Source organism: Olivibacter sp. CPCC 100613 (assembly GCF_036959255.1).
Lineage (GTDB): Bacteria > Bacteroidota > Bacteroidia > Sphingobacteriales > Sphingobacteriaceae > Olivibacter.
This window is the reverse complement of the sequence record NZ_JAWMTI010000002.1, coordinates 99,126-118,345: the sequence shown is the minus strand read 5'-3', so window position 1 is coordinate 118,345 and position 19,220 is coordinate 99,126. Positions and strand designations below refer to the sequence as shown.

Below are 19,220 nucleotides of genomic sequence, written 5' to 3'. Positions count from 1 at the left end.
ATGCAGCTTCTTACCATCCAACAATTTATTGGGCATTTTCATCCAGTACTTGTCCATTTACCTATCGGTATATTGATTTTAGGTGGCGTATTTCATTTATTGAGCATCCTAAAACCTTATGCCCTTCTTCGTGCCGCTGTTCCGTTAACCTATTTATTAGGTGCCATTGGTGCTATTGTATCCTGCGTTAGCGGTTATTTATTGTCACAAACGAGCGACTATGACGCAAAATTGGTTGGACTCCATCAATGGTTTGGGATCGCTGTAGCGATCATTGCGATCTTACTGTATCTGTTGCTGAAATATCCTGTTAAAGAATCTGCGCTCCGTCTGCTGAGTGCTGCGCTATTGATAGGTATTACCATAACGGGTCACTATGGGGGATCGCTTACTCATGGTTCTGATTACCTGACGGTGGCACTAAAGGGTGAGCCAACTAGTAAGGAAGCCATCCCGCCCGTTCCCAATATTCAACAGGCAAAGGTGTATCCGCAGCTCGTTGAACCATTGCTTAAGAACCGTTGCTACAGTTGCCATGGCGCAGCGAAGCAAAAAGCTAAGCTTCGGTTGGATACAAAGGAATTGATGGTAAAAGGCGGAGAGGCCGGTGCTTCGCTTATCGAAGGAAAAGCTGATGAAAGCGAACTTATTAAACGGCTATTATTACCTTTAGATAATGAAGATCATATGCCACCAAAAGAAAAAGCACAGCTTAGCAAAGAAGAAATTGCGTTATTAAAATGGTGGGTTAACCAAGGTGCGGATATTCACAAAACGGTAGCGGAGCTGAAGCCTACGCCGGAAATGAGCGCTATTCTTCCTGTCTTCCAGTCGGGCGGTGCAAAGATCAAGGAAGTGCAGAACGATCTACTCACGAAAATGGTGGATGCGGCTGACGCAGCTGCGGTCGAAAAACTAAAAAATGCAGGTGTGGTTGTTCTACCCATCCATCAAGGAAGCAACTACTTATCCGTAAATTTTGTTACCACTGATGTAACGCCTGCTTTACTGGAAGAAGTAAAAAAAATGGATAAACAATTAGTTTATCTGGAGCTGGCTTATACATCACTAAATGATGAAAATATGAAAGCATTGGGTTCGCTTAAAAATCTGTTGCAGCTTAACTTGAGAGCTACCGCAATTACGGACCAGGGTTTAGTTTATTTGAAAGGTTTAACGCAACTGAACTTACTTAATTTGGTGGAGACAAAGGTAAGTGCTGCAGGTTTATCTTCCTTGAAGGGCCTGAAAAACTTAAAAAGCATTTATTTATATAAAACAGCAGTCGACCCGGTAGATTTAGCGTCCCTAAAAAAGCAATTTCCTCAGGTATCGTTAGATACAGGTGGTTACCGGGTAGCTACCTTAGCAAGTGATACAACAATGGTTGGTACCGCTGATTGAAAATTATAATTTCTTAGGTATATTCTCAACCCTTTGACGGGAAGGCATTTGGAGTTAATAATTCAATTTATCCGCAAATTGCTGTCGGCGATATCGGAAAGATATGGATTTACAATCACAATTAATAAGGTGATCCATTTAAATGGAAACTTGAATAAATTCTGATTGGAGTAAGAAAAAGGTATGCATCGCCAATATTCACCTTATTTATAAAATAAGGTTATTTATTAATGAAGCGTAAAAAGAAGAACGGTTTAAAATATAGCCTGTTATTTCAGGCTATATTTATAACTTCTACCATGTTTGGTAGCTTGAATGAAATCATTCTTTAATAAATAAGATAAGCGAACAGCGACCGCTTTTTCAACTTTATAAGGATCGGCGTCCGGTTGCGCTTTGTTTAAAACTTCTAAAATATCGTCTTTATAACCAGATCCTATTTTAGTAAGGGCATAACTGATTTTTTGATCCAGCTTGCTATTGACGTTGAAGTTGTCTTGAGGTGTCAACGCTTTACCCGCAATTTTCCTCTTCTTTGCTGAATCATCCACTTCGGATAAATCATTTTTTACTCTTTCACCCGTAAAATTAACTGACTTTGATTGTCCAATTGCGTTGATCGTGACCTCAATACTTTTAAGTTCTTCCCTAAGCTGTTGTTGCCGCAGCTTTAGAAATTCAACTACTTGTTTTTCTGTTATACTTTCAGCTTTCATTACTATGTCTTATGATTTATAACAAAAATATAACTAAATTTTAACATTTTAAAATATTATAAAAGTTTAGCTGTCACGATTATATCCTTGTTTATGTTTATTAATGGTGACATAAACAAGAGCATCATGTTATATTTTATTATAAATTGGATATAGCGATGAAAATGGCGCTTTAGGCTTATGTATTATTAAAATGAATTAATTGGGAAGTGCTGTTCTCCTGATGGGCAAACCGAAGTCGTTCGGATGAAATGCATCATTTAACTCGATGGACATGATTGCCAATTCCAATAAATAAAGTTCATTTTTGATGTTTTCTCTTCTTTTAATAAGAGATTCCAATTCTTGGTGGTTCTGAGTGTTAGGCATGACTGTTTTGTTTTAATTTAACAAACGTAAGAAACGCTTTTATATATGAAAAAAAATTACACATACAGTGCTTTTCGCATGACGAAAGCCTTGATACCTTACACGAACGAGAATAATAAGAACCTGTATTCACTAGTTTAGCGGGAGTGCATATCCGATACTCAATGTAAAGATGCGATTCTTTCCTTCAGGGCCAACGTTGGTAGCTGTTAAATTGCCATTACTGTCTATACGCTCTATCTCTCTGGATTTATAGAGTGTTTTAAAACCCCATGCAAAGCGGGCATCTAAAACTAAAAAACCATCATTAAAGGGAAATTCAAAACCTCCACCAATGAGCGCACTCCAATCAGTCCGGTTAAAACGATTGTCAAAATCGGCTGATCTGCTGTAACTATCAATCCGAGGCTCGTCACTTTCCAGTTTCTCCCTGCCACCCAGGGCATAGGAAAAGGATGGACCAATGTTGAAGTAATAACGGGTGCCAATCCCAAAGTCAAAACGGGCAAGTAAGGGTATTTCCAAGTAATGAAGCATACTTTTCTGTTTAATCGTTAGCGCTTCGTTTCCATTACCGGAAGAAATATGATCGGTTCGATTATTGCGCATACTATAGTTTATTTCGGGCTGCAGAATGAAGGTTCGTAACTCATTCAGTGCAATGTTGAGGCCGACGCCGGCAGAAACACCGGGTGAGAACCGTTGATTACTTAGATTAGAGGAAGTCTCATCGAAATCGTAGGTGTTTGCATTTAGGCCCACTTGCGGAATGATATATATATCTTGGGCAAAGCATCGAAGATTAATCAGTAAAAGCGAAAGTAAAACTGTTTTTTTGATCATTGATTTATAGATTTGCAGATATTAAGGTAACAATAATAGCGTTTCTTTTGTTTTGTTTACCGGATGAATAGACATTGTTTCGTAATTTTATACTATATTTTAAGCTCCGCTATGCTATTGAGATTTTTTAAGTACTTTATCGTTTTTCTTTTTACGCTAAACCTCTTTTTCTTATTTTCCTGTTCTTCTCCTGCCGCTAAAAAACAACATTCGGATAATGAAGAGAAATTGGAACCTGGCAGACCTTCTTTTACACCGATTGCAGGAACTAATTTTTTCGAGGTTCGGAGGGCTTTCGACAATGGTTTGGCCTTCGATACCTTAGGTTTTGAGCAAGAACCGATTTGGTTTTTGAATTTTATTAGCAACGATTCTGTCAAAATTTTCAGTCCGGACAGTAACGCGATGCTGCATTATTCGATTTATTTCGATCAAGACTCTATCTTTCATTTTGGAAGAGAATGGTTTCGTGTGCGTAGCTTGGCAAAGGATAGCCTTCTATTGCAACGTTTAACGGTCGTAAGTAAGCATGTGAAGGAGGCCCGATCAAATGTATATATGAAACTTTATTCAGAACGGTTTATTCGAGATAGCTTAAAAACGACGGTAGAAGAACTTAGGAAACCTCGATCCAATGATACGGCTTTTATTCAATGGAGATCTAATATAGCGAATGCAAACCCTACGGTTATTGATAGTGCTTTTGCAGCGAGAAACCCGGTGCAATTTATTCCCAAAAACCCTAATATAACGGTTGAAAGACGCGTCTTCAGCGAAACGGAACGATTGAACCAGAGTGCCGCCTACGAATATTTATATCCCGAATACAATATTGTAATCAACAAAGCCTATAAGGATTTTTACTACCCGTTCTCCGTATTGGTAGATGGAAAGGGGAATGTTCACCTCGGAAAGTTTGTGACGAGCGATGAATTTGTCGAATCCCGAAAAAAAGTGTTAAAGGGTATTATCGATGTGTACCTTAAAAATCTTTTGACGATCAAACCGGGTACGACATTGGGGATACCTCATACGAGCTTAATTATGTTGCGAGTAAGGGGAGTCGAATAAGGGGTAAAACGGGTTCATTTTAGCATTTTTTTGGTGTCCCTATGCGTCACCTTGGTAAACACCAAGGCAACGTGGGCAAAACTTTATTATAAATGCTGACATCGATTTAGAAAGTAATTAAATCAACGAAATCGGAAACCGGTAAGTTGATTAGCTTTTCGAAATCGAGCGATTCCTGCAAAATCTTATCCTGCTGCTTTTTAGCGAAGATTCGCGTTAAGTTTGTTTTATATTTAGCAAGCAACAACGGAATTCCCTCTTCTCTCCGTCGTTTATGCCCAATTGGGTATTCGACGAGCACCTCTTCCAATACGGTTCCATCTACACAGGTAAGGGTGAGGGCATTGGCGATCGAACGTTTTTCGGGATCATGGTAATCTTTCGTAAACTGCGGATCTTCTAAGGTGCTCATTTTTTTGCGGAGCGCGTCTACTCGGGGATCCAATGCAATATTATCTTCGTAATCTGCTGCGGTCAAACGGCCAAATAAAAGTGGCACGGCAATCATATACTGTAAGCAATGGTCCCTATCTGCTGGATTATGGAGTGGGCCCGATTTGTCAATTATACGGATGGCCGCCTCGTGGGTGCGAATTTGTATCTGCTGGATGTCTTCGGCTGTTTTTCCTTGCGCCTGTAGCTGATAGAAAAGTGTCATGGCGGCTTCCACTGCCGTTTGCGCATGAAACTCCGCAGGGTAGGAAATTTTAAATAAAACATTTTCCATTACATAACTACCGTAAGCGCGTTGAAATTTAAATGGCTGTCCTTTAAATAGAACATCATAAAACCCCCATGTTTTGGCGCTAAGGGCAGAAGGATATCCCATTTCACCGGTGCGAGCAATCAATGCCAATTGCACTGCTCGCGAGGTAGCATCCCCTGCGGCCCATGATTTCCTGCTACCGGTATTAGGAGCATGTCGATAGGTACGCAACGACTGTCCATCTACAAAAGCTAAGGAAATGGCGTTTGTAAGTTCTTCCTTGCTTAAACCTAAGAGATGCCCAACAACTGCAGTCGATGCCAATTTAACCAAGATGACATGATCCAACCCTACTTTGTTGAAGGAGTTTTCTAAGGCGATAATACCTTGTATCTCATGTGCTTTAATCATTGCATGTAGTAGGTCGTTGATGGTGAAAGGCGACTTACCCGAAGCAATAGCCTCTCGACTTAACCAGTCGGTAACGGAAAGGATAGCCCCTAGATTGTCGGAGGGATGCCCCCATTCAGCGGCTAACCAAGTATCGTTAAAGTCGAGCCATCTGATAATTGTCCCGGTATTAAAAGCGGCCCGTACGGGATCCAACTGATAGGAGGTTCCCGGTACTTTCGCACCGTTCGGAACGACTGTACCCTTTACAATAGGACCTAAAAGCTTCGTGCAGGCAGGATAGGTGAGGGCCTCAAACCCGCACCCAAGGGTATCTAAGAAACAATGATAGGCGGTTTGAATTGCTAGATCACTCGTTATTTTATAATCAAAGACATAATTGACGATGTCGGTAATAACCTGATCAACAGGTGGGCGTTCATTGGAATAATGAGATGACATTTTTTTAAAGTAAAAAGTAAAAAGTAAAAAGTAAAAAGTAAAAAGTAAAAAGTAAATTTTACTAACAACTAACAACTAACAACTAACAACTAACAACTAACAACTAACAACTAACAACTAACAACTAATAACCAATTCCCCGTTTGTCAAGCGGTACAAAAGGCCTGTTTTCAGGTCCGATATAATTGGCGCTTGGACGGATAATCTTCCCATCCAGTCGTTGCTCAATAATATGGGCACTCCAGCCACTTACCCGTGAAATAACAAACAAGGGCGTGAAAAATAGGGTAGGGATACCCATTATGTGGTAAGAAACAGCGGAAAACCAATCGAGGTTGGGGAACATTTTCTTCTTTTCCCACAGAAGTGTTTCGATTCGTTCCGCTATTTTATACAATTTGAGATCACCTATTTCTTCTGACAAGGATTTTGCTACACGTTTAATGACGATATTTCTTGGATCGGCTATGGTATAGACTGGGTGACCAAATCCAATAATCACCTCTTTTTTCGCTAATCGACCTTCAATATCACTAGCAGCTTCATCCGCATCTGCATACCGACTCTGTATATCATAAGCGACTTCATTCGCCCCACCGTGCTTTTGACCCCGCAAGGCTCCGATACTACCTGTAATGGCCGAATAAATATCCGATCCGGTCCCTGTGATGACGCGCGCCGTAAAGGTCGAAGCATTGAACTCATGCTCGGCATAAAGATTTAAGGAAATCTGCATCGCCTTAATCCAGGATGGACTTGGCTCTTTGCCGTGCAAAAGGTGCAAAAAGTGGGCACCAATACTGTCGTCATCTGTTTCGACCTCAATACGTTTGCCATTGTGCGAGTAGTGATACCAGTAGAGCAAGGCAGAGGCATAAGAAGCCATTAACTTATCTGCAATATCGCGGGCACCCGCTAGGTTATGATCGTCTTTTTCAGGTAATATCGTGCCTAAAAGAGAAGTATAGGTACGTAGAATGTCCATCGGATGGGCCGCGGCGGGAATCTGCTCCAATATGTTTTTTGCAATGATAGGCAAGCCTCGCAAGGCCTTTAACTTCGCTTTGTAGATCGTAAGTTCAGCGGTGTTTGGCAATTTCTCGTGTATAAGTAAATGAGCAACTTCTTCAAAAGTAGCACCTTCAGCCAGGTCTAAAATATCGTAGCCCCGATAATGGAGATCGTTGCCACTTCGTCCTACAGTAGATAAAGCCGTATTTCCGGCTAAGACGCCGGATAAGGCCACGGATTTTTTTGGTTTGAATTGCGGGTTCTCTGCTGTCATAACTATTGGGTTTTCATGTTTTTCTTATAAGGTGGGATCGGCCCTGTTCGAATAATAATACGGATTGCACGCTAGGGTGCTTTCTTGAATAAATTGTCGATTTTTGCTTCAAAATCGTAATAGCCGATGCTTTGATAAAGTTCTTCACGCGTTTGCATATCATCGATAACCGCTTGCTGTGTTCCATCTTTTAACAAGTGGTTATACACTTTCAGCGCAGCTTTATTGGCTGCACGGAAAGCAGATAAAGGATAAAGAACCAATTGAACGCCAGCTGCACCGAGTTCGGCAGCGGTCCATAAGGGCGTCATGCCAAATTCGGTTATATTGGCTAATATTGGCAGGTTACTTGCATTGGCAAATTCGGCATAGAGATGAATTTCACGAACAGCTTCGGCAAATATAAAGTCGGCACCCGCGTCTCGATAGCGTTTCACCCGTTCCAACGTTTTTTCAATTCCTTCACTTGCAAGCGCATCGGTTCGCGCACCAATGAGAAAATCGGGGTCGGTGCGTGCGTCCACGGCCGCTTTAATCCGATCCGTCATCTCCGCTGCACTTACCACCTCTTTGCCAGGTCGATGACCACACCGTTTGGCCCCCACTTGATCTTCTAAATGCAAGGCCGCAGCACCCGCCTTAATGAGTGATTTTACCGTGCGGGCAACGTTAAAAGCCGATGGGCCAAAACCGGTATCCACATCTACCAAAAGGGGCGTGTCCGTAACATTGGTAATCCGGTTTACATCAATCAGTACATCTTCTAAGTTCGTGATTCCTAAATCAGGAATTCCCAAAGAGCCTGCAGCTACTCCGCCCCCAGATACGTACAATGCTTGAAAGCCCGCCTGTGTAGCCAGTAAAGCATGATTGGCATTGATCGCACCGGCAATCTGTAGCGGTTGATTCCTTTTCATTGCTTCTTTAAAGCGTAATCCTGCAGAAGAATTGTTCATCATATAGTGTTTAAAAAAATTGGCCACCATACACAAAGTAAGGTGGCCAAACAAGTTACAAATTTTATTTAAGAAGCGTATAAGCTAATTATAATTGTCAAGAATTTTACGCTTATAAAAGGAACGATTTTTTTAATCAACTTTTTTCATCACTTGTTCGTTTTTAATGACATTCAAGCTACTTCGTGGTCTGCGGAAGAAAGTGACAAAAAAATCGTTCTTTTAATCTAAACACCTTCATCTGTATGTTAAAGGCGAAACTGACCAACAGGGATTCACCGAAGGTAATCCCTGTTATAATTGCTTGATTTTGATGTTTCTATAGGAGACTACATTGCCATGATCCTGTAAGGCGATCTTTCCTTTAGGATATTTAGCGAAATCTTCCCAATCGTGGAATTTACTTTTAGCGATCAATTGATTCCATTCGTCCGAACCCTTTTTTACATGAGCAGTTTGCACGCCGTTTAACCATAAAGTAATTTCTCCCTTATTATATAAAACGCGGGCCTGATTCCATTCACCAACAGGTTTTGGTTTGGAAACGTCCGGTCCTCCGATTAAATCATATAACGAACCTGCCAAGTGATTCGGAATAAATCGGTCGCCTGCGTTAATATTATCCAAAACTTGCATTTCTATCCCTGTTTGGTACGTTGCTCCAAACTTTGGATCTTCATGAATGCCGAAAATAACGCCGCTATTGCCTCCATCGCTTATTTTCCACTCGATGGTCAAATCGTAATTTTCATATTCCGCATCGGTTACCAAGTCGCCCTTCTCCGTTTTGTCAACTGTTGGATCGAACACCAGAGCCCCATCTTTAACGGACCAAGCTGCTGAGGCCTTGTCTTTTTGGTAGGTATGCCATCCTGTTGTCGATTTGCCGTCAAATAGAAGCACCCAGCCATCTTTCTTCTCTTTCGAGGTTAAGGCATTTGGTTTTTGAGCAAAGGTAGCTGTGGCCAAAAATAAACAGGCACAGATACTTAGTGAAATCTTCTTCATTTGTTTCTTCTTAATGTTGTTTGTTGTTCTTTAGTTCTGATTCGTTTACAGCGGTTAACTATTAAAACGTTTTTGCGCAAGATATAAAAATCTCTGGAAAATTGAAGTTGTTTTGTCATATTTAGGAATTCATTAACAACTTTGTTTCATTCATCTTGACTAATATTTTCAATTTGTATAAGTTTGGCTCGACTTCATGAGCTTACGATCGATCAACCATACACGTTTCCTATTAATAGGATGGTGTATTTTTTTATGTTTAACCACGTATGACGGACATGCGCAAACGGAATTATTGCATGAATTGTCGATTCATAGTGATAATGATGCCTATTTATTTATTAATCAAGATCAATATTATACCAATGGCATTGATTTCAACTACCGCAAATTGATCAATAAAGCGTTCCATGCTACAAGCGTTAAGAAGAAGATTTGGGAAATTACCGTCGGACACAAGTTGTACAATGCCTACAATGGCTCCACGGAGATCCAATATATGGATCGACCGTTTACAGCCTATTTATATGCAAGTATAAATCAAGGCCGGTTTTATCAAGATGAATCGCATTTAAGTCTTGGGATAGAAACGGGATTATATGGGAAAGGTGCATTTGGTGAACAGATGCAGGAAGGTTTTCATAATTTATTTGGTTTTTATGAAATCAGTGGTTGGGATTATCAGTTGCGTGGCAATTTTACGGTTGATTTGCGTGCAAATTACAGTCGATTATGGTTACGGAGTAACTCGGGTAAAATGGATCTTCAGTTCTATTCGAGCATGTCTTTGGGACTGAATCAAACTTTTCTCGGTATCGGTCCTGTACTGAGGTTGGGTAAGATCAATGCCTTGTACGAATCGGCATATACCGGAAGTCGCTTATTCCGGAAAGGAGAAGTGGTCAATAAAGAACGGTATTTTTACTATCGGCCGATGTTGTTTTACCGACTATACGATGCCAGTATACAAGGGGGGATGTTACTGGATGAAAAGGGGCCCGTTACATTTGGCATTAAACCGTGGATGCTGAGCCAAGTCGTCGGATTTACTTATGCACATCGACGGCTAACCATTGATGCACATCTTCAGTTTAATACAAAAGAAGTTAAAAGCACAGCCACCGCACACCAGTTTGGTTCCCTCTCTATCGGCTATGCGTTTTAACGGGCGCAATAAATTGTAATTTGTTTGTAACATTTCCGGGTTTTTTACGTCTATGGAAAAGTATAAAACGAGAAGCTTATCAATTCATATTAAACGCAGAGGCCTTGAAACCCTTTATTGTATTAGTCAACATATTCCTTTTTTTATTTTCCTTTTCCTTCGCCCAACAAATAACACTTAGTGGAACCGTTAGAGATGCTTCCAGTGGTGAAACACTCATTGGTGCCAGTATTAAAGTGAAGGAAAGCGCTTCCGGCGTCAGTGCGAATTCCTATGGTTTTTACTCTCTAAGCTTGCCTAAAGGAAACTATACCGTTCAGGTGTCCTCCGTGGGCTACACGTTGCAGGAGCAGGAGGTCGACTTAAATCAAGATCTTCGTCTGGATTTTTCATTAGCTCCGGCCAACCAGCTAGAGGAAGTGGAAATTAATGCGGTATCAAGTAGAGAGCAGATTGAGAGCCCGCAAATGGGTGTTAACAAAATCAGTATCAAGGAGGTGAATAATGTGCCTGTCCTATTCGGGGAACGCGATGTTTTGAAAACAATTCAATTGCTACCTGGTGTGTTAAGTGCAGGTGAAGGGAATAGCGGTTTTTTTGTGCGCGGAGGAACGACCGATCAAAACCTGATTTTATTGGACGAAGCCATGGTTTATAACGCCTCTCATTTGCTGGGTTTTTTCTCTACATTCAACTCAGATGCGATTAAAGATGTGAATCTCTATAAAGGGGGGATGCCCGCACAGTATGGCGGGCGCTTGGCATCGGTGTTGGATGTGAATATGCTGGACGGCAATAACCAACGCTTTGGTATGGACGGAGGGATAGGTCTCATTGCTTCAAGACTGAAGGTGGAGGGGCCCATTAAAAAAGGAAAAGGATCCTTTATGCTTAGCGGACGGCGTACCTATGCTGATTTGTTTCTGAAGCTTTCCTCCGATACTTCCGTAAACAACAGTGTGTTGTATTTTTATGATTTGAATTTAAAGGCTAATTATCAGTTGAATCGAAACAATACACTTTACCTTTCCGGTTATTTTGGAAAAGATGTGTTGGGCTATGCCAGTGATTTCGATTTTGACTGGGGCAATGCTACCGGAACGCTGCGATGGAATCATGTATTCAGTAGTCGGCTTTTTTCAAATACTTCCCTGATCTACAGTGATTTTAAATATAATGTTGGTGTGTACACCGATAATAACGATTTGAAAATCAATTCGCGTATACAAAACCTGAATTTGAAACAGGATTTTCATTATTTTTCCAGTAACCACAGCAATCTACGTTTTGGCTTGAACTTAATGCGGCAGGAGATCTCGCCTGCAGGTATCGACGCTTCAGCGCAATCGGATATTAATTCTCTGCTGATTGAAAATAGGCAGGGATACGAGTTAGCCGCTTATATTTCGCATGAATGGAAACCAACCGCTCGTCTAAGTTTTATATATGGGCTTCGACTAAATTCATTCTTATTGATGGGGCCGGGCGAATTTAATACCTACGATGCAGAGGGTGATATCATTCAAACAAGGATATACGGAAGCGGTAAATTGGTGAAGAGTTATGTGAACCCCGAACCGCGCTTTTCGGTCAATTACATGCTGAATGAAAATAGCAGTGTGAAAGCTTCTTATAATCGGAATACACAAAACTTACATCAATTAACCAATACAACCTCCTCGTTGCCAACAGATGCTTGGGTATTGAGTAGCAATAATATAAAACCCCAAATAGCAGATCAAGGTGCATTGGGTTACTATCGAAATTTTGATAATGATCAATATGAATTCGCTGCCGAAGTTTATTATAAAGACATGCAAAATCAGATCGATTATAAAAATGCAGCTGATTTACAGGCGAATGAGCATGTAGAAGCTGAGTTGGTTTATGGTGTGGGTAAGTCTTATGGGATCGAGTTTTTGCTAAAGAAGAGAACGGGTAGATTGAATGGATGGCTTAGTTATACCTTATCGAGAAGTAAAAGGAGATTCGATGAGGTCAACAATGGCAACTGGTTTGCGGCAAGGCAGGATCGCATTCATAATATAGCGATTGTAGGGATGTATAAGTTTTCTGATCGTTGGAGCTTCTCCGGAACTTTTGTTTATTACACCGGTAATGCGGTTACCTTTCCAAGTGGAAAATACAGCATTGGCGGAAAATCTACGTGGTATTATACGGAACGCAACGGTTATCGTATGCCTAATTATCATCGATTGGATTTGGGAGCAACCCTGGAGTCAAAACCGGGTGGGCGTTTTAAGTCGAGCTGGACCTTCGGACTTTACAATGTTTACAATCGTAAAAATGCCTATATTATCGATTTTAGGGAGAATAAAAACGATGCTAATATTACCGAAGCATACAAAGTTGCCTTGTTTGGCATTATACCGTCGGTAACTTGGAATTTTAAATTTTAAGCATGAAAATGGAAAGTGCTAGAAAAAATAAGCCGTTTTATAGCGGGGTTATCCTGCTCATCGTGCTCTTGCTTGGGCTAAGTGCTTGCGAAGAGGTTATTGATATCAAATTGAAGGATGCAGATCAAGTGTTGGTGATTGAAGGAGGTGTTTCCAATAGCGAAACAACACATTATGTTTATATATCAAAGACAGTTCCTTTCTCGTCTAATAGCACAAATAATCCGCAATCGGGTGCCAACGTGAAAATTCAGGAAGAGGGATCTTCGGCAGCGCGAACTTTTTCTGAAGTGAGCCCCGGGCGGTATCGAATCAATAACTACCAAGCGAGTCCTGGCCGGACTTATAAATTAACGGTTACATTCGAAAATGAACAATACGAGGCAACATCTACCATGCCGCCACCTATTGCTATTGACTCCATTGGAACGGTGACCGATAGTTTTTTTGGCGATGAGGAAAAAACCGTTGCTGTAGTCTATCAGGACCCGCCGGGAGAAAAAAATTATTTCAGGTACTTGGTTTCCGTGAATGGAAAGCCCTCCAATTTCGTTTTTGCCTATAACGACAAGTTTAATGATGGCAAAAAGGTACAACGGAATTTATATCACGAAGATTTAGACTTAGCGGTTGGTGACTATGTTGAAGTAGAACAACATTGCATTGATCAAGCCGTGTACACTTATTTTAACGGTATTCAATCGAATAATCCCGGGTCAGCTGCACCTGCAAATCCAACATCAAATTTTAATAAGGGTGTGTTGGGGTACTTTAGTGCGCATAGCGTAACCCGAGCTGCAACAACCATCGAGTAGGAGGCGGTTGTGAGTTGCCGGTTGTGAGTAGAAACAGGTTAGTTATTCGGATTTAACTACTCAACTCCCAGCTACAAAAGCTTAAATTCATACCCCTGTTGAAGCCAGTATTCAATGGCTTTAGGTAAAGCGTAAAGAAGACGTGGTGTGGCTTTTACATTGTCATGAAAAACAACAATAGAACCGTTGGTGGTGTATCGGATCGCGTTTTGGTAACAGTTTTCAGGACTTAGCCGATTATCAAAGTCGTAGGTAATCACATCCCACATAATAATTTCGTATTGTTTTCTCAGCTGTTTAAACTGCGATGGTGTACACTTTCCATAAGGAGGCCTAAATAGCTTCGTTTGTGTAAGCGTTTGGCATTTTTCTACATTCGCGAGGTAAGTCGCCAATGGTGTCTGCCAGCCTTTCAGATGATTAAAGGTATGATTACCGACTCCGTGTCCTTGTTGTTTGATTTGTCCAAATATTTCAGGATGTTTAATAATGTTTTCGCCAACGCAAAAGAAGGTCGCCTGAATGTTGTATTTTTTTAAGATATTTAATACTTGCGGTGTAACATCAGGTATAGGTCCGTCGTCAAAGGTTAAATAAATATGCTTTTCCTGCCGACTGCGGTTCCAGGTAAGTTTCGGAAGGACGAAGCGTAACCATAAAGGTGATTTTACGATATTCATTTTACGGCGCAATAATTTATTAAGGCGAAGGTAAAACAATTAAAAACATTAATAAGAAGTTGAGAAAAATTTACTAGATGAGACCACGTAAACCCCCGATGAACTATTTTAAACATAGCAGTTTGGCATTAATTGCATGTGTCCTTTCGGTTTCTGCCAATGCGCAGAAAACCATTACGATCCGAGAAGCTTTAGATCAGGCTTTACGTAATAATTTACAGGTTAAACAGGCGGTCTTTCAAAGCTCTTTGAGCGAAGAGGATGTGTTACAGGCGAAGATGGACCTCTATCCCTCCGTCAGTGGTACCGTACAGGGATCGAAGAATTGGGGTTTAAGTTTTGACCAAACAGCAGGTACCTTACTTAATACTTCCGTTACACAGGCTGGAGCCAGTGTGTCCAGTAATTTACTGCTTTTCGGTGGCTTTCAGAAAGTAAACCAGATTAAAGCGAATAAATACCAATTGCTTTCCAGCCAGAGCAATGTTGATAAAGTGAAAAATGATTTGGTCTTGCAAGTGGTTACAAAATATTTGGAAGCCTTGAGCAATAAGGATATGGCGATAGCCGCCAAACAACAAGTCGGATTGTCGACAGAGCAATTGGAGGCGCAGAAATACAATTACGAAGTCGGTAATAAAACCCTGGCTGATTTATCGCAGGCAAAAAGTCAATTAGCTACGGATGAATTGAACCTCGTTACGGCTCAAAATGCTTATGATTTATCCATCCTCGATTTGAAACAATTAATGGAAATGAATCCGGTCAATGACATTGCCCTGGAAAAACCGCCCCTGCCCGATGTGGCCAAATTGATTTCCAGTTATGTGGCAGAAGATATTTACCAAGAGGCGGTACAACAATATCCCGATATTAAATTGGCGGAATACAATACACAGGTCGCCTTGAAAAATATAGCTATTGCAAAAGGAGGTTTTTATCCGCAATTATCCATTGGTGCGGGTTATGGAACCAATTACTCCTCTCAAGCACGAGACTTCAGTACTGGATCACTATTGAGCTTTGGAAATCAGCTGGATCGAAATAAGAATACCAATGTTTTTGCTCAATTGAGTATTCCGATTTTTGACAATTATAGAAAAAGTATCACCCTAAGAAAAGCCAAAATTTCATATGAAAGTGCGGTGAATGATGAGCGCCTGGCGAAGAATAATCTCAATAAAGTGGTCAACCAAGCGGTATTGGATTTAAGAACAGCCGAGAAGAAATATTACTCGACACAAGAGAATTTTAAATCGGCTACCGATGCTTTTGAGGTATTAAAGCAACGCTATGACGTGGGCTTAGCCAATGCGGTGGAATTGTCGACACAACAGACTGCCAAGAATAAAGCTGAATTTGATTTTATACAAGCACGATACGATTTTATTTTTAGAAGCAAGGTGATCGATTTTTATCTAGGCAGACCCATCACCTTTAATAATTAAGGGGCTATCATATTTATCATAACATTACATCAAAATAAACCATGGCGAAGAAGAAAAAAGGTACACTTAAATATATCATCATTGGTGCGGTCGTATTGCTGATCCTGGTGGTTATAGCCGGTAAAATGGGCTGGATCGGTGGGCCAAAGAAAGAGTTGATCGCAACCGAAAAGGCAGAAAAACGGACGGTTCAGGAAACGGTATCGGCCAGTGGAAAGGTGCAGCCCGAAAAAGAGGTGAAGCTAAGCTCAGAAGTTTCGGGAGAGATCGTTGAATTGAATATAAAAGAAGGAGAAGTGGTAAAAAAAGGACAGATATTGTGTCGTATTAAACCGGACATTTTACAATCCGGTTACGACAAAGCGATCGCTTCTTTAAATTCACAACGTGCCGCTTTGGCGTCTTCACAACAGCAATTAAAGCAATCGGAAGCTTCATTAAGTATTATGGAGGCTACTTTTAAACGGACGCAACAGCTTTACAATCGGAAAGTAATTTCGGCTGCTGAATTTGATAAAGCGCGTACCGACTATGAAAGTGCCTTGGCAAGTGTGGAAGCGCAACGACAGAATGTGATTGGTTCACGCTATGGAATTGATCAATCGCAAGCCGCGGTGAAGGAAGCGGGTGACAATTTAGCGCGGACGACCATTTATGCACCGGTAGATGGGGTGATCTCTTGGTTAGGTGCTGAAGAAGGGGAACGGGTGGTAGGTACCGCGCAAATGGCAGGTACAGAGATTATGCGGATTGCCAATATGAGTTCAATGGAAGTTAATGTGGATGTGAATGAAAGTGATATCAATCGTGTTTCATTGAACAATGGTGCTACGATCGAGATTGATGCATTTCGGGGTAGAAAGTTCAAAGGCATTGTCACGGAGATTGCGAGCTCTTCTTCGGCGAATGCATTGACTCCATCTTCCTCCACTACCACCACTTCCAATACTGATCAAGTAACTAATTTTACGGTTAAAGTGCGGATTTTACCGGAATCCTATGAAGATTTACTGAAACCCGATAAGCCGAATCCCTCCCCCTTTAGACCAGGGCTGTCGGCTACCGTGGATGTGCTAACGGAGAAGGACAATGGTTTAGCGGTCCCTATCCAAGCGGTGACAACCCGTGAGGATGCCAATGCCAAAAAAGATAGTACAGCTACCGCTACCGATGATACAAAAAAAGACGATGGCTTTAAATCGAATGTAAAGGAATATGTATTTGTTTATGATCCTGCCACGACGAAGGTGAAACAAGTTGAGGTAACGACAGGTATACAGGACGATGCTTATATTCGTATTTTATCGGGACTGAAAGAGGGACAGGAGGTAGTAATACGGCCGTTCAATGCCATTAGTAAAACCTTAAAAGACGGTGATATCGTGGAGAAAACAAGCAAGGATAAAGTGAATTAGTGTTTTTATTGACTATGATTATCTTTCAGGCCGAGATACTAAAATTTAGCAGTAAAGGCGAAAAAAGCGGCTGGTCGTATATCGAAATTCCGCGGGACCTGGCCGAACAATTGAAACCGGGATATCGGAGGAGTTTTCGTGTAAGAGGAAAGATCGACCAAGAGGATATTGCAGGATTAGCCCTTACCCCGATGGGTGAGGGTGATTTTATTTTGGCCTTAAAGGCATCGCTGCGAAAAAAAATCCGTAAGGAAGAAGGTGATATCATCCAACTGGAGCTAGAAGAGGATACCGACTTCAAAATGGAAATACCGGAAGATCTTGAACTATGTCTCTGTGAAGACGAAAGCTGGATCAACCAATTTCTATCCCTGGCAATGTCCCATAAGCATTACTTTATCAGATGGATCAATGAGGCCAAAACGGAAGCAACGCGTACCAAACGGATTGCCTTAACGGTAGAAGCAATGGAAAAGCAGCTTGACTTTGGTGCGATGATCCGCATGGATAAAGCAAGAAGGAACCCCTAAATACGAATCGATTTTGCTGTCTCCCTAAAAGATGGCCTATATTTTGTAGGATGATGAATGTATGATGAAACTTAGTGTTTGTCGTCAAATTATCTCCTAACAAATAAGTATCTTTGCGTATGTCAATAATAAGCATGGAAGCAGAAAATGCTGACACGATCGTTGCTTTAGCGACACCTTCGGGCAGTGGTGCCATTGCCGTTATACGGCTTTCGGGGCCAAAGGCTATCGAAATAGTAAATGGCGTTTTTAAGGGGAAAGATCTAAGCAAACAGGCAAGTCATACTATTCATTTCGGAACCATTCGGAATGAAGATGGAAAAATTTTGGATGAAGTATTGGCTTCTATTTTTATTGCACCTCATTCTTACACAAAAGAGAATGTGGTGGAAGTTTCTACACACGGCTCGAAATATATTGTGGAGAGCATCATTAAACTCTTTATCAGAAAAGGCGCGCGAGCGGCGAAACCGGGTGAATATACCCTCAGAGCTTTTTTACATGGCGGGATGGATTTATCCCAGGCCGAAGCCGTAGCCGATTTAATTGCCTCCAATTCATCCGCTTCTCATCAGATTGCTATGCAGCAGATGCGTGGAGGCTTTTCCAACGAATTAAAGCAATTGCGTGAGCAGCTTATTCATTTTGCATCCATGATTGAGTTGGAGCTTGATTTTTCGGAAGAGGATGTCGAGTTTGCCAATCGGGATCAGCTGAAAGAACTCATCCTTGCGATTGTTAAAGTATTACACCGACTTATTTTGTCTTTTGAACAAGGGAATGTTTTAAAGAACGGGGTTCCGATTGTTATTGCCGGCAAGCCCAATGTAGGGAAATCAACGCTGCTAAATGCCCTGCTTAACGAAGAAAGAGCTATTGTATCGGATATTGCAGGTACAACGCGCGACACGATTGAAGATGAAATGACTATTCAAGGGGTGAGCTTCCGCTTTATTGATACTGCCGGTATTCGAGATACGGAAGACATCATCGAAGCAAAGGGAGTGGAACGTACGCGGGAGAAGATGAAGAAGGCTCGCTTAGTCATTTATTTGGTAGATCCCAATAACGATTCGTTTGAAGAAGTTTCTATCCAAGTAGCCGATCTAATTTTATGGCGTACTCCTTTCGTGTTGGTAATCAATAAGAAAGATTTGCTATCCGCAGACACCTTAGCGCAATATGAACCACTTAACCCGCTATTTATCGCTGCAAAGAATGGCGATGGAGTAGAGGCCTTGAAAGAAGAACTCCTCAATCAAGTTAGCTTACGTAATATCAATGTCGATGATGTGTTGGTAACCAACATCCGACATGTTGAAGCACTTCTTAAAACGCAAACCTCTTTGGAAAAGGTTTTATACGGAATTGATAACCCGATTACCTCAGACTTTCTAGCGATGGACATAAGGCAGGCACTCCATCATTTAGGAGAGATTACGGGACAAGTAAGCACGGAAGACCTCTTGGATAATATATTCAGTAAGTTCTGCATCGGCAAGTAAGTGCCGTAAATAAAAAGGAGGTGTCTAAAAAA

Annotated in this window: 17 protein-coding genes; 9 read left to right on the top strand and 8 right to left on the bottom strand. The window is 41.2% G+C overall.

Going from position 1 to position 19,220, the window contains the following annotated elements; translation table 11 throughout:
• Positions 1-1,404 (top strand): c-type cytochrome domain-containing protein, encoded by a 1,404-nt coding sequence (locus RYH73_RS07005; RefSeq protein ID WP_335312703.1) that lies wholly within the window; start codon positions 1-3, stop codon positions 1,402-1,404.
• Positions 1,405-1,673: 269 nt separating this feature from the next.
• Here RYH73_RS07005 and RYH73_RS07000 read toward each other — a convergent pair whose 3' ends face one another.
• From RYH73_RS07000 to RYH73_RS06990, 3 genes are all read right to left on the bottom strand, one after another.
• On the bottom strand, positions 1,674-2,120 hold the full coding sequence (locus RYH73_RS07000) for a soluble adenylyl cyclase-like protein (protein ID WP_335312702.1): 447 nt from the start codon (positions 2,118-2,120) through the stop codon (positions 1,674-1,676).
• 198 nt (positions 2,121-2,318) lie between these two features.
• On the bottom strand, positions 2,319-2,489 hold the full coding sequence (locus RYH73_RS06995) for a hypothetical protein (protein ID WP_335312701.1): 171 nt from the start codon (positions 2,487-2,489) through the stop codon (positions 2,319-2,321).
• Between the two features lie 132 nt (positions 2,490-2,621).
• Complete coding sequence (locus RYH73_RS06990) at positions 2,622-3,332, bottom strand: porin family protein (protein WP_335312700.1); 711 nt, start codon at positions 3,330-3,332, stop codon at positions 2,622-2,624.
• A gap of 111 nt (positions 3,333-3,443) precedes the next feature.
• Between RYH73_RS06990 and RYH73_RS06985 the strand changes: the two genes are divergently transcribed.
• Positions 3,444-4,403, top strand: a complete 960-nt coding sequence (locus RYH73_RS06985) for a hypothetical protein (RefSeq protein ID WP_335312699.1) — start codon at positions 3,444-3,446, stop codon at positions 4,401-4,403.
• A gap of 106 nt (positions 4,404-4,509) precedes the next feature.
• Here RYH73_RS06985 and RYH73_RS06980 read toward each other — a convergent pair whose 3' ends face one another.
• The 4 genes from RYH73_RS06980 to RYH73_RS06965 all read right to left on the bottom strand — a co-directional run bounded on the left by RYH73_RS06980 (position 4,510) and on the right by RYH73_RS06965 (position 9,210).
• A complete protein-coding gene (locus RYH73_RS06980) occupies positions 4,510-5,961 on the bottom strand; it encodes a bifunctional 2-methylcitrate dehydratase/aconitate hydratase (RefSeq protein WP_335312698.1) in 1,452 nt (483 codons plus the stop codon).
• 124 nt (positions 5,962-6,085) lie between these two features.
• Positions 6,086-7,246 (bottom strand): bifunctional 2-methylcitrate synthase/citrate synthase, encoded by a 1,161-nt coding sequence (gene prpC, locus RYH73_RS06975; protein ID WP_335312697.1) that lies wholly within the window; start codon positions 7,244-7,246, stop codon positions 6,086-6,088.
• 71 nt (positions 7,247-7,317) lie between these two features.
• Positions 7,318-8,205, bottom strand: a complete 888-nt coding sequence (gene prpB / locus RYH73_RS06970) for a methylisocitrate lyase (protein ID WP_335312696.1) — start codon at positions 8,203-8,205, stop codon at positions 7,318-7,320.
• 291 nt (positions 8,206-8,496) lie between these two features.
• A complete protein-coding gene (locus RYH73_RS06965) occupies positions 8,497-9,210 on the bottom strand; it encodes a 3-keto-disaccharide hydrolase (RefSeq protein WP_335312695.1) in 714 nt (237 codons plus the stop codon).
• Positions 9,211-9,406: 196 nt separating this feature from the next.
• On the opposite strand from RYH73_RS06965, the gene RYH73_RS06960 reads away from it, so the two are divergent.
• The 3 genes from RYH73_RS06960 (at position 9,407) to RYH73_RS06950 (ending at position 13,610) form a co-directional block, all read left to right on the top strand.
• The gene (locus RYH73_RS06960; RefSeq protein WP_335312694.1) at positions 9,407-10,375 is read left to right on the top strand and encodes a lipid A deacylase LpxR family protein; all 969 of its coding nucleotides are present in this window, start codon (positions 9,407-9,409) and stop codon (positions 10,373-10,375) included.
• A gap of 104 nt (positions 10,376-10,479) precedes the next feature.
• Positions 10,480-12,795 carry a TonB-dependent receptor gene (locus RYH73_RS06955; RefSeq protein WP_335313454.1) on the top strand — a complete coding sequence of 772 codons (2,316 nt, stop codon included), beginning with the start codon at positions 10,480-10,482 and terminating at the stop codon, positions 12,793-12,795.
• Positions 12,796-12,797: 2 nt separating this feature from the next.
• Positions 12,798-13,610 carry a DUF4249 domain-containing protein gene (locus RYH73_RS06950; protein WP_335312693.1) on the top strand — a complete coding sequence of 271 codons (813 nt, stop codon included), beginning with the start codon at positions 12,798-12,800 and terminating at the stop codon, positions 13,608-13,610.
• Between the two features lie 71 nt (positions 13,611-13,681).
• Here RYH73_RS06950 and RYH73_RS06945 read toward each other — a convergent pair whose 3' ends face one another.
• Positions 13,682-14,290: a polysaccharide deacetylase family protein gene (locus RYH73_RS06945; protein WP_335312692.1), complete on the bottom strand. Its 609-nt coding sequence runs from the start codon at positions 14,288-14,290 to the stop codon at positions 13,682-13,684.
• Positions 14,291-14,367: 77 nt separating this feature from the next.
• On the opposite strand from RYH73_RS06945, the gene RYH73_RS06940 reads away from it, so the two are divergent.
• The 4 genes from RYH73_RS06940 to mnmE all read left to right on the top strand — a co-directional run bounded on the left by RYH73_RS06940 (position 14,368) and on the right by mnmE (position 19,188).
• Positions 14,368-15,738 (top strand): TolC family protein, encoded by a 1,371-nt coding sequence (locus RYH73_RS06940; protein ID WP_335312691.1) that lies wholly within the window; start codon positions 14,368-14,370, stop codon positions 15,736-15,738.
• A 41-nt stretch (positions 15,739-15,779) separates the two neighbouring features.
• The gene (locus tag RYH73_RS06935; RefSeq protein WP_335312690.1) at positions 15,780-17,153 is read left to right on the top strand and encodes an efflux RND transporter periplasmic adaptor subunit; all 1,374 of its coding nucleotides are present in this window, start codon (positions 15,780-15,782) and stop codon (positions 17,151-17,153) included.
• A 14-nt stretch (positions 17,154-17,167) separates the two neighbouring features.
• Entirely contained in the window at positions 17,168-17,683 is a 516-nt protein-coding gene (locus tag RYH73_RS06930) for a YdeI/OmpD-associated family protein (RefSeq protein WP_335312689.1), read from the top strand.
• A 134-nt stretch (positions 17,684-17,817) separates the two neighbouring features.
• Positions 17,818-19,188 (top strand): tRNA uridine-5-carboxymethylaminomethyl(34) synthesis GTPase MnmE, encoded by a 1,371-nt coding sequence (gene mnmE / locus RYH73_RS06925; protein ID WP_335312688.1) that lies wholly within the window; start codon positions 17,818-17,820, stop codon positions 19,186-19,188.
• The last annotated feature ends 32 nt before the right edge of the window (positions 19,189-19,220 follow it).

What these genes read in the sequence shown, in the direction of transcription:
- RYH73_RS06990 (WP_335312700.1), bottom strand. Translation starts at nt 3,332, where the DNA reads ATGATCAAAAAAACAGTTTTACTTTCGCTTTTACTGATTAATCTTCGA.
- RYH73_RS06980 (WP_335312698.1), bottom strand. Translation starts at nt 5,961, where the DNA reads ATGTCATCTCATTATTCCAATGAACGCCCACCTGTTGATCAGGTTATT.
- RYH73_RS07005 (WP_335312703.1), top strand. Translation starts at nt 1, where the DNA reads ATGCAGCTTCTTACCATCCAACAATTTATTGGGCATTTTCATCCAGTA.
- RYH73_RS06965 (WP_335312695.1), bottom strand. Translation starts at nt 9,210, where the DNA reads ATGAAGAAGATTTCACTAAGTATCTGTGCCTGTTTATTTTTGGCCACA.
- RYH73_RS06930 (WP_335312689.1), top strand. Translation starts at nt 17,168, where the DNA reads ATGATTATCTTTCAGGCCGAGATACTAAAATTTAGCAGTAAAGGCGAA.
- RYH73_RS06940 (WP_335312691.1), top strand. Translation starts at nt 14,368, where the DNA reads ATGAGACCACGTAAACCCCCGATGAACTATTTTAAACATAGCAGTTTG.
- prpC (WP_335312697.1), bottom strand. Translation starts at nt 7,246, where the DNA reads ATGACAGCAGAGAACCCGCAATTCAAACCAAAAAAATCCGTGGCCTTA.
- RYH73_RS07000 (WP_335312702.1), bottom strand. Translation starts at nt 2,120, where the DNA reads ATGAAAGCTGAAAGTATAACAGAAAAACAAGTAGTTGAATTTCTAAAG.
- RYH73_RS06935 (WP_335312690.1), top strand. Translation starts at nt 15,780, where the DNA reads ATGGCGAAGAAGAAAAAAGGTACACTTAAATATATCATCATTGGTGCG.
- RYH73_RS06950 (WP_335312693.1), top strand. Translation starts at nt 12,798, where the DNA reads ATGAAAATGGAAAGTGCTAGAAAAAATAAGCCGTTTTATAGCGGGGTT.
- RYH73_RS06995 (WP_335312701.1), bottom strand. Translation starts at nt 2,489, where the DNA reads ATGCCTAACACTCAGAACCACCAAGAATTGGAATCTCTTATTAAAAGA.
- RYH73_RS06985 (WP_335312699.1), top strand. Translation starts at nt 3,444, where the DNA reads ATGCTATTGAGATTTTTTAAGTACTTTATCGTTTTTCTTTTTACGCTA.
- RYH73_RS06960 (WP_335312694.1), top strand. Translation starts at nt 9,407, where the DNA reads ATGAGCTTACGATCGATCAACCATACACGTTTCCTATTAATAGGATGG.
- RYH73_RS06945 (WP_335312692.1), bottom strand. Translation starts at nt 14,290, where the DNA reads ATGAATATCGTAAAATCACCTTTATGGTTACGCTTCGTCCTTCCGAAA.
- mnmE (WP_335312688.1), top strand. Translation starts at nt 17,818, where the DNA reads ATGGAAGCAGAAAATGCTGACACGATCGTTGCTTTAGCGACACCTTCG.
- prpB (WP_335312696.1), bottom strand. Translation starts at nt 8,205, where the DNA reads ATGATGAACAATTCTTCTGCAGGATTACGCTTTAAAGAAGCAATGAAA.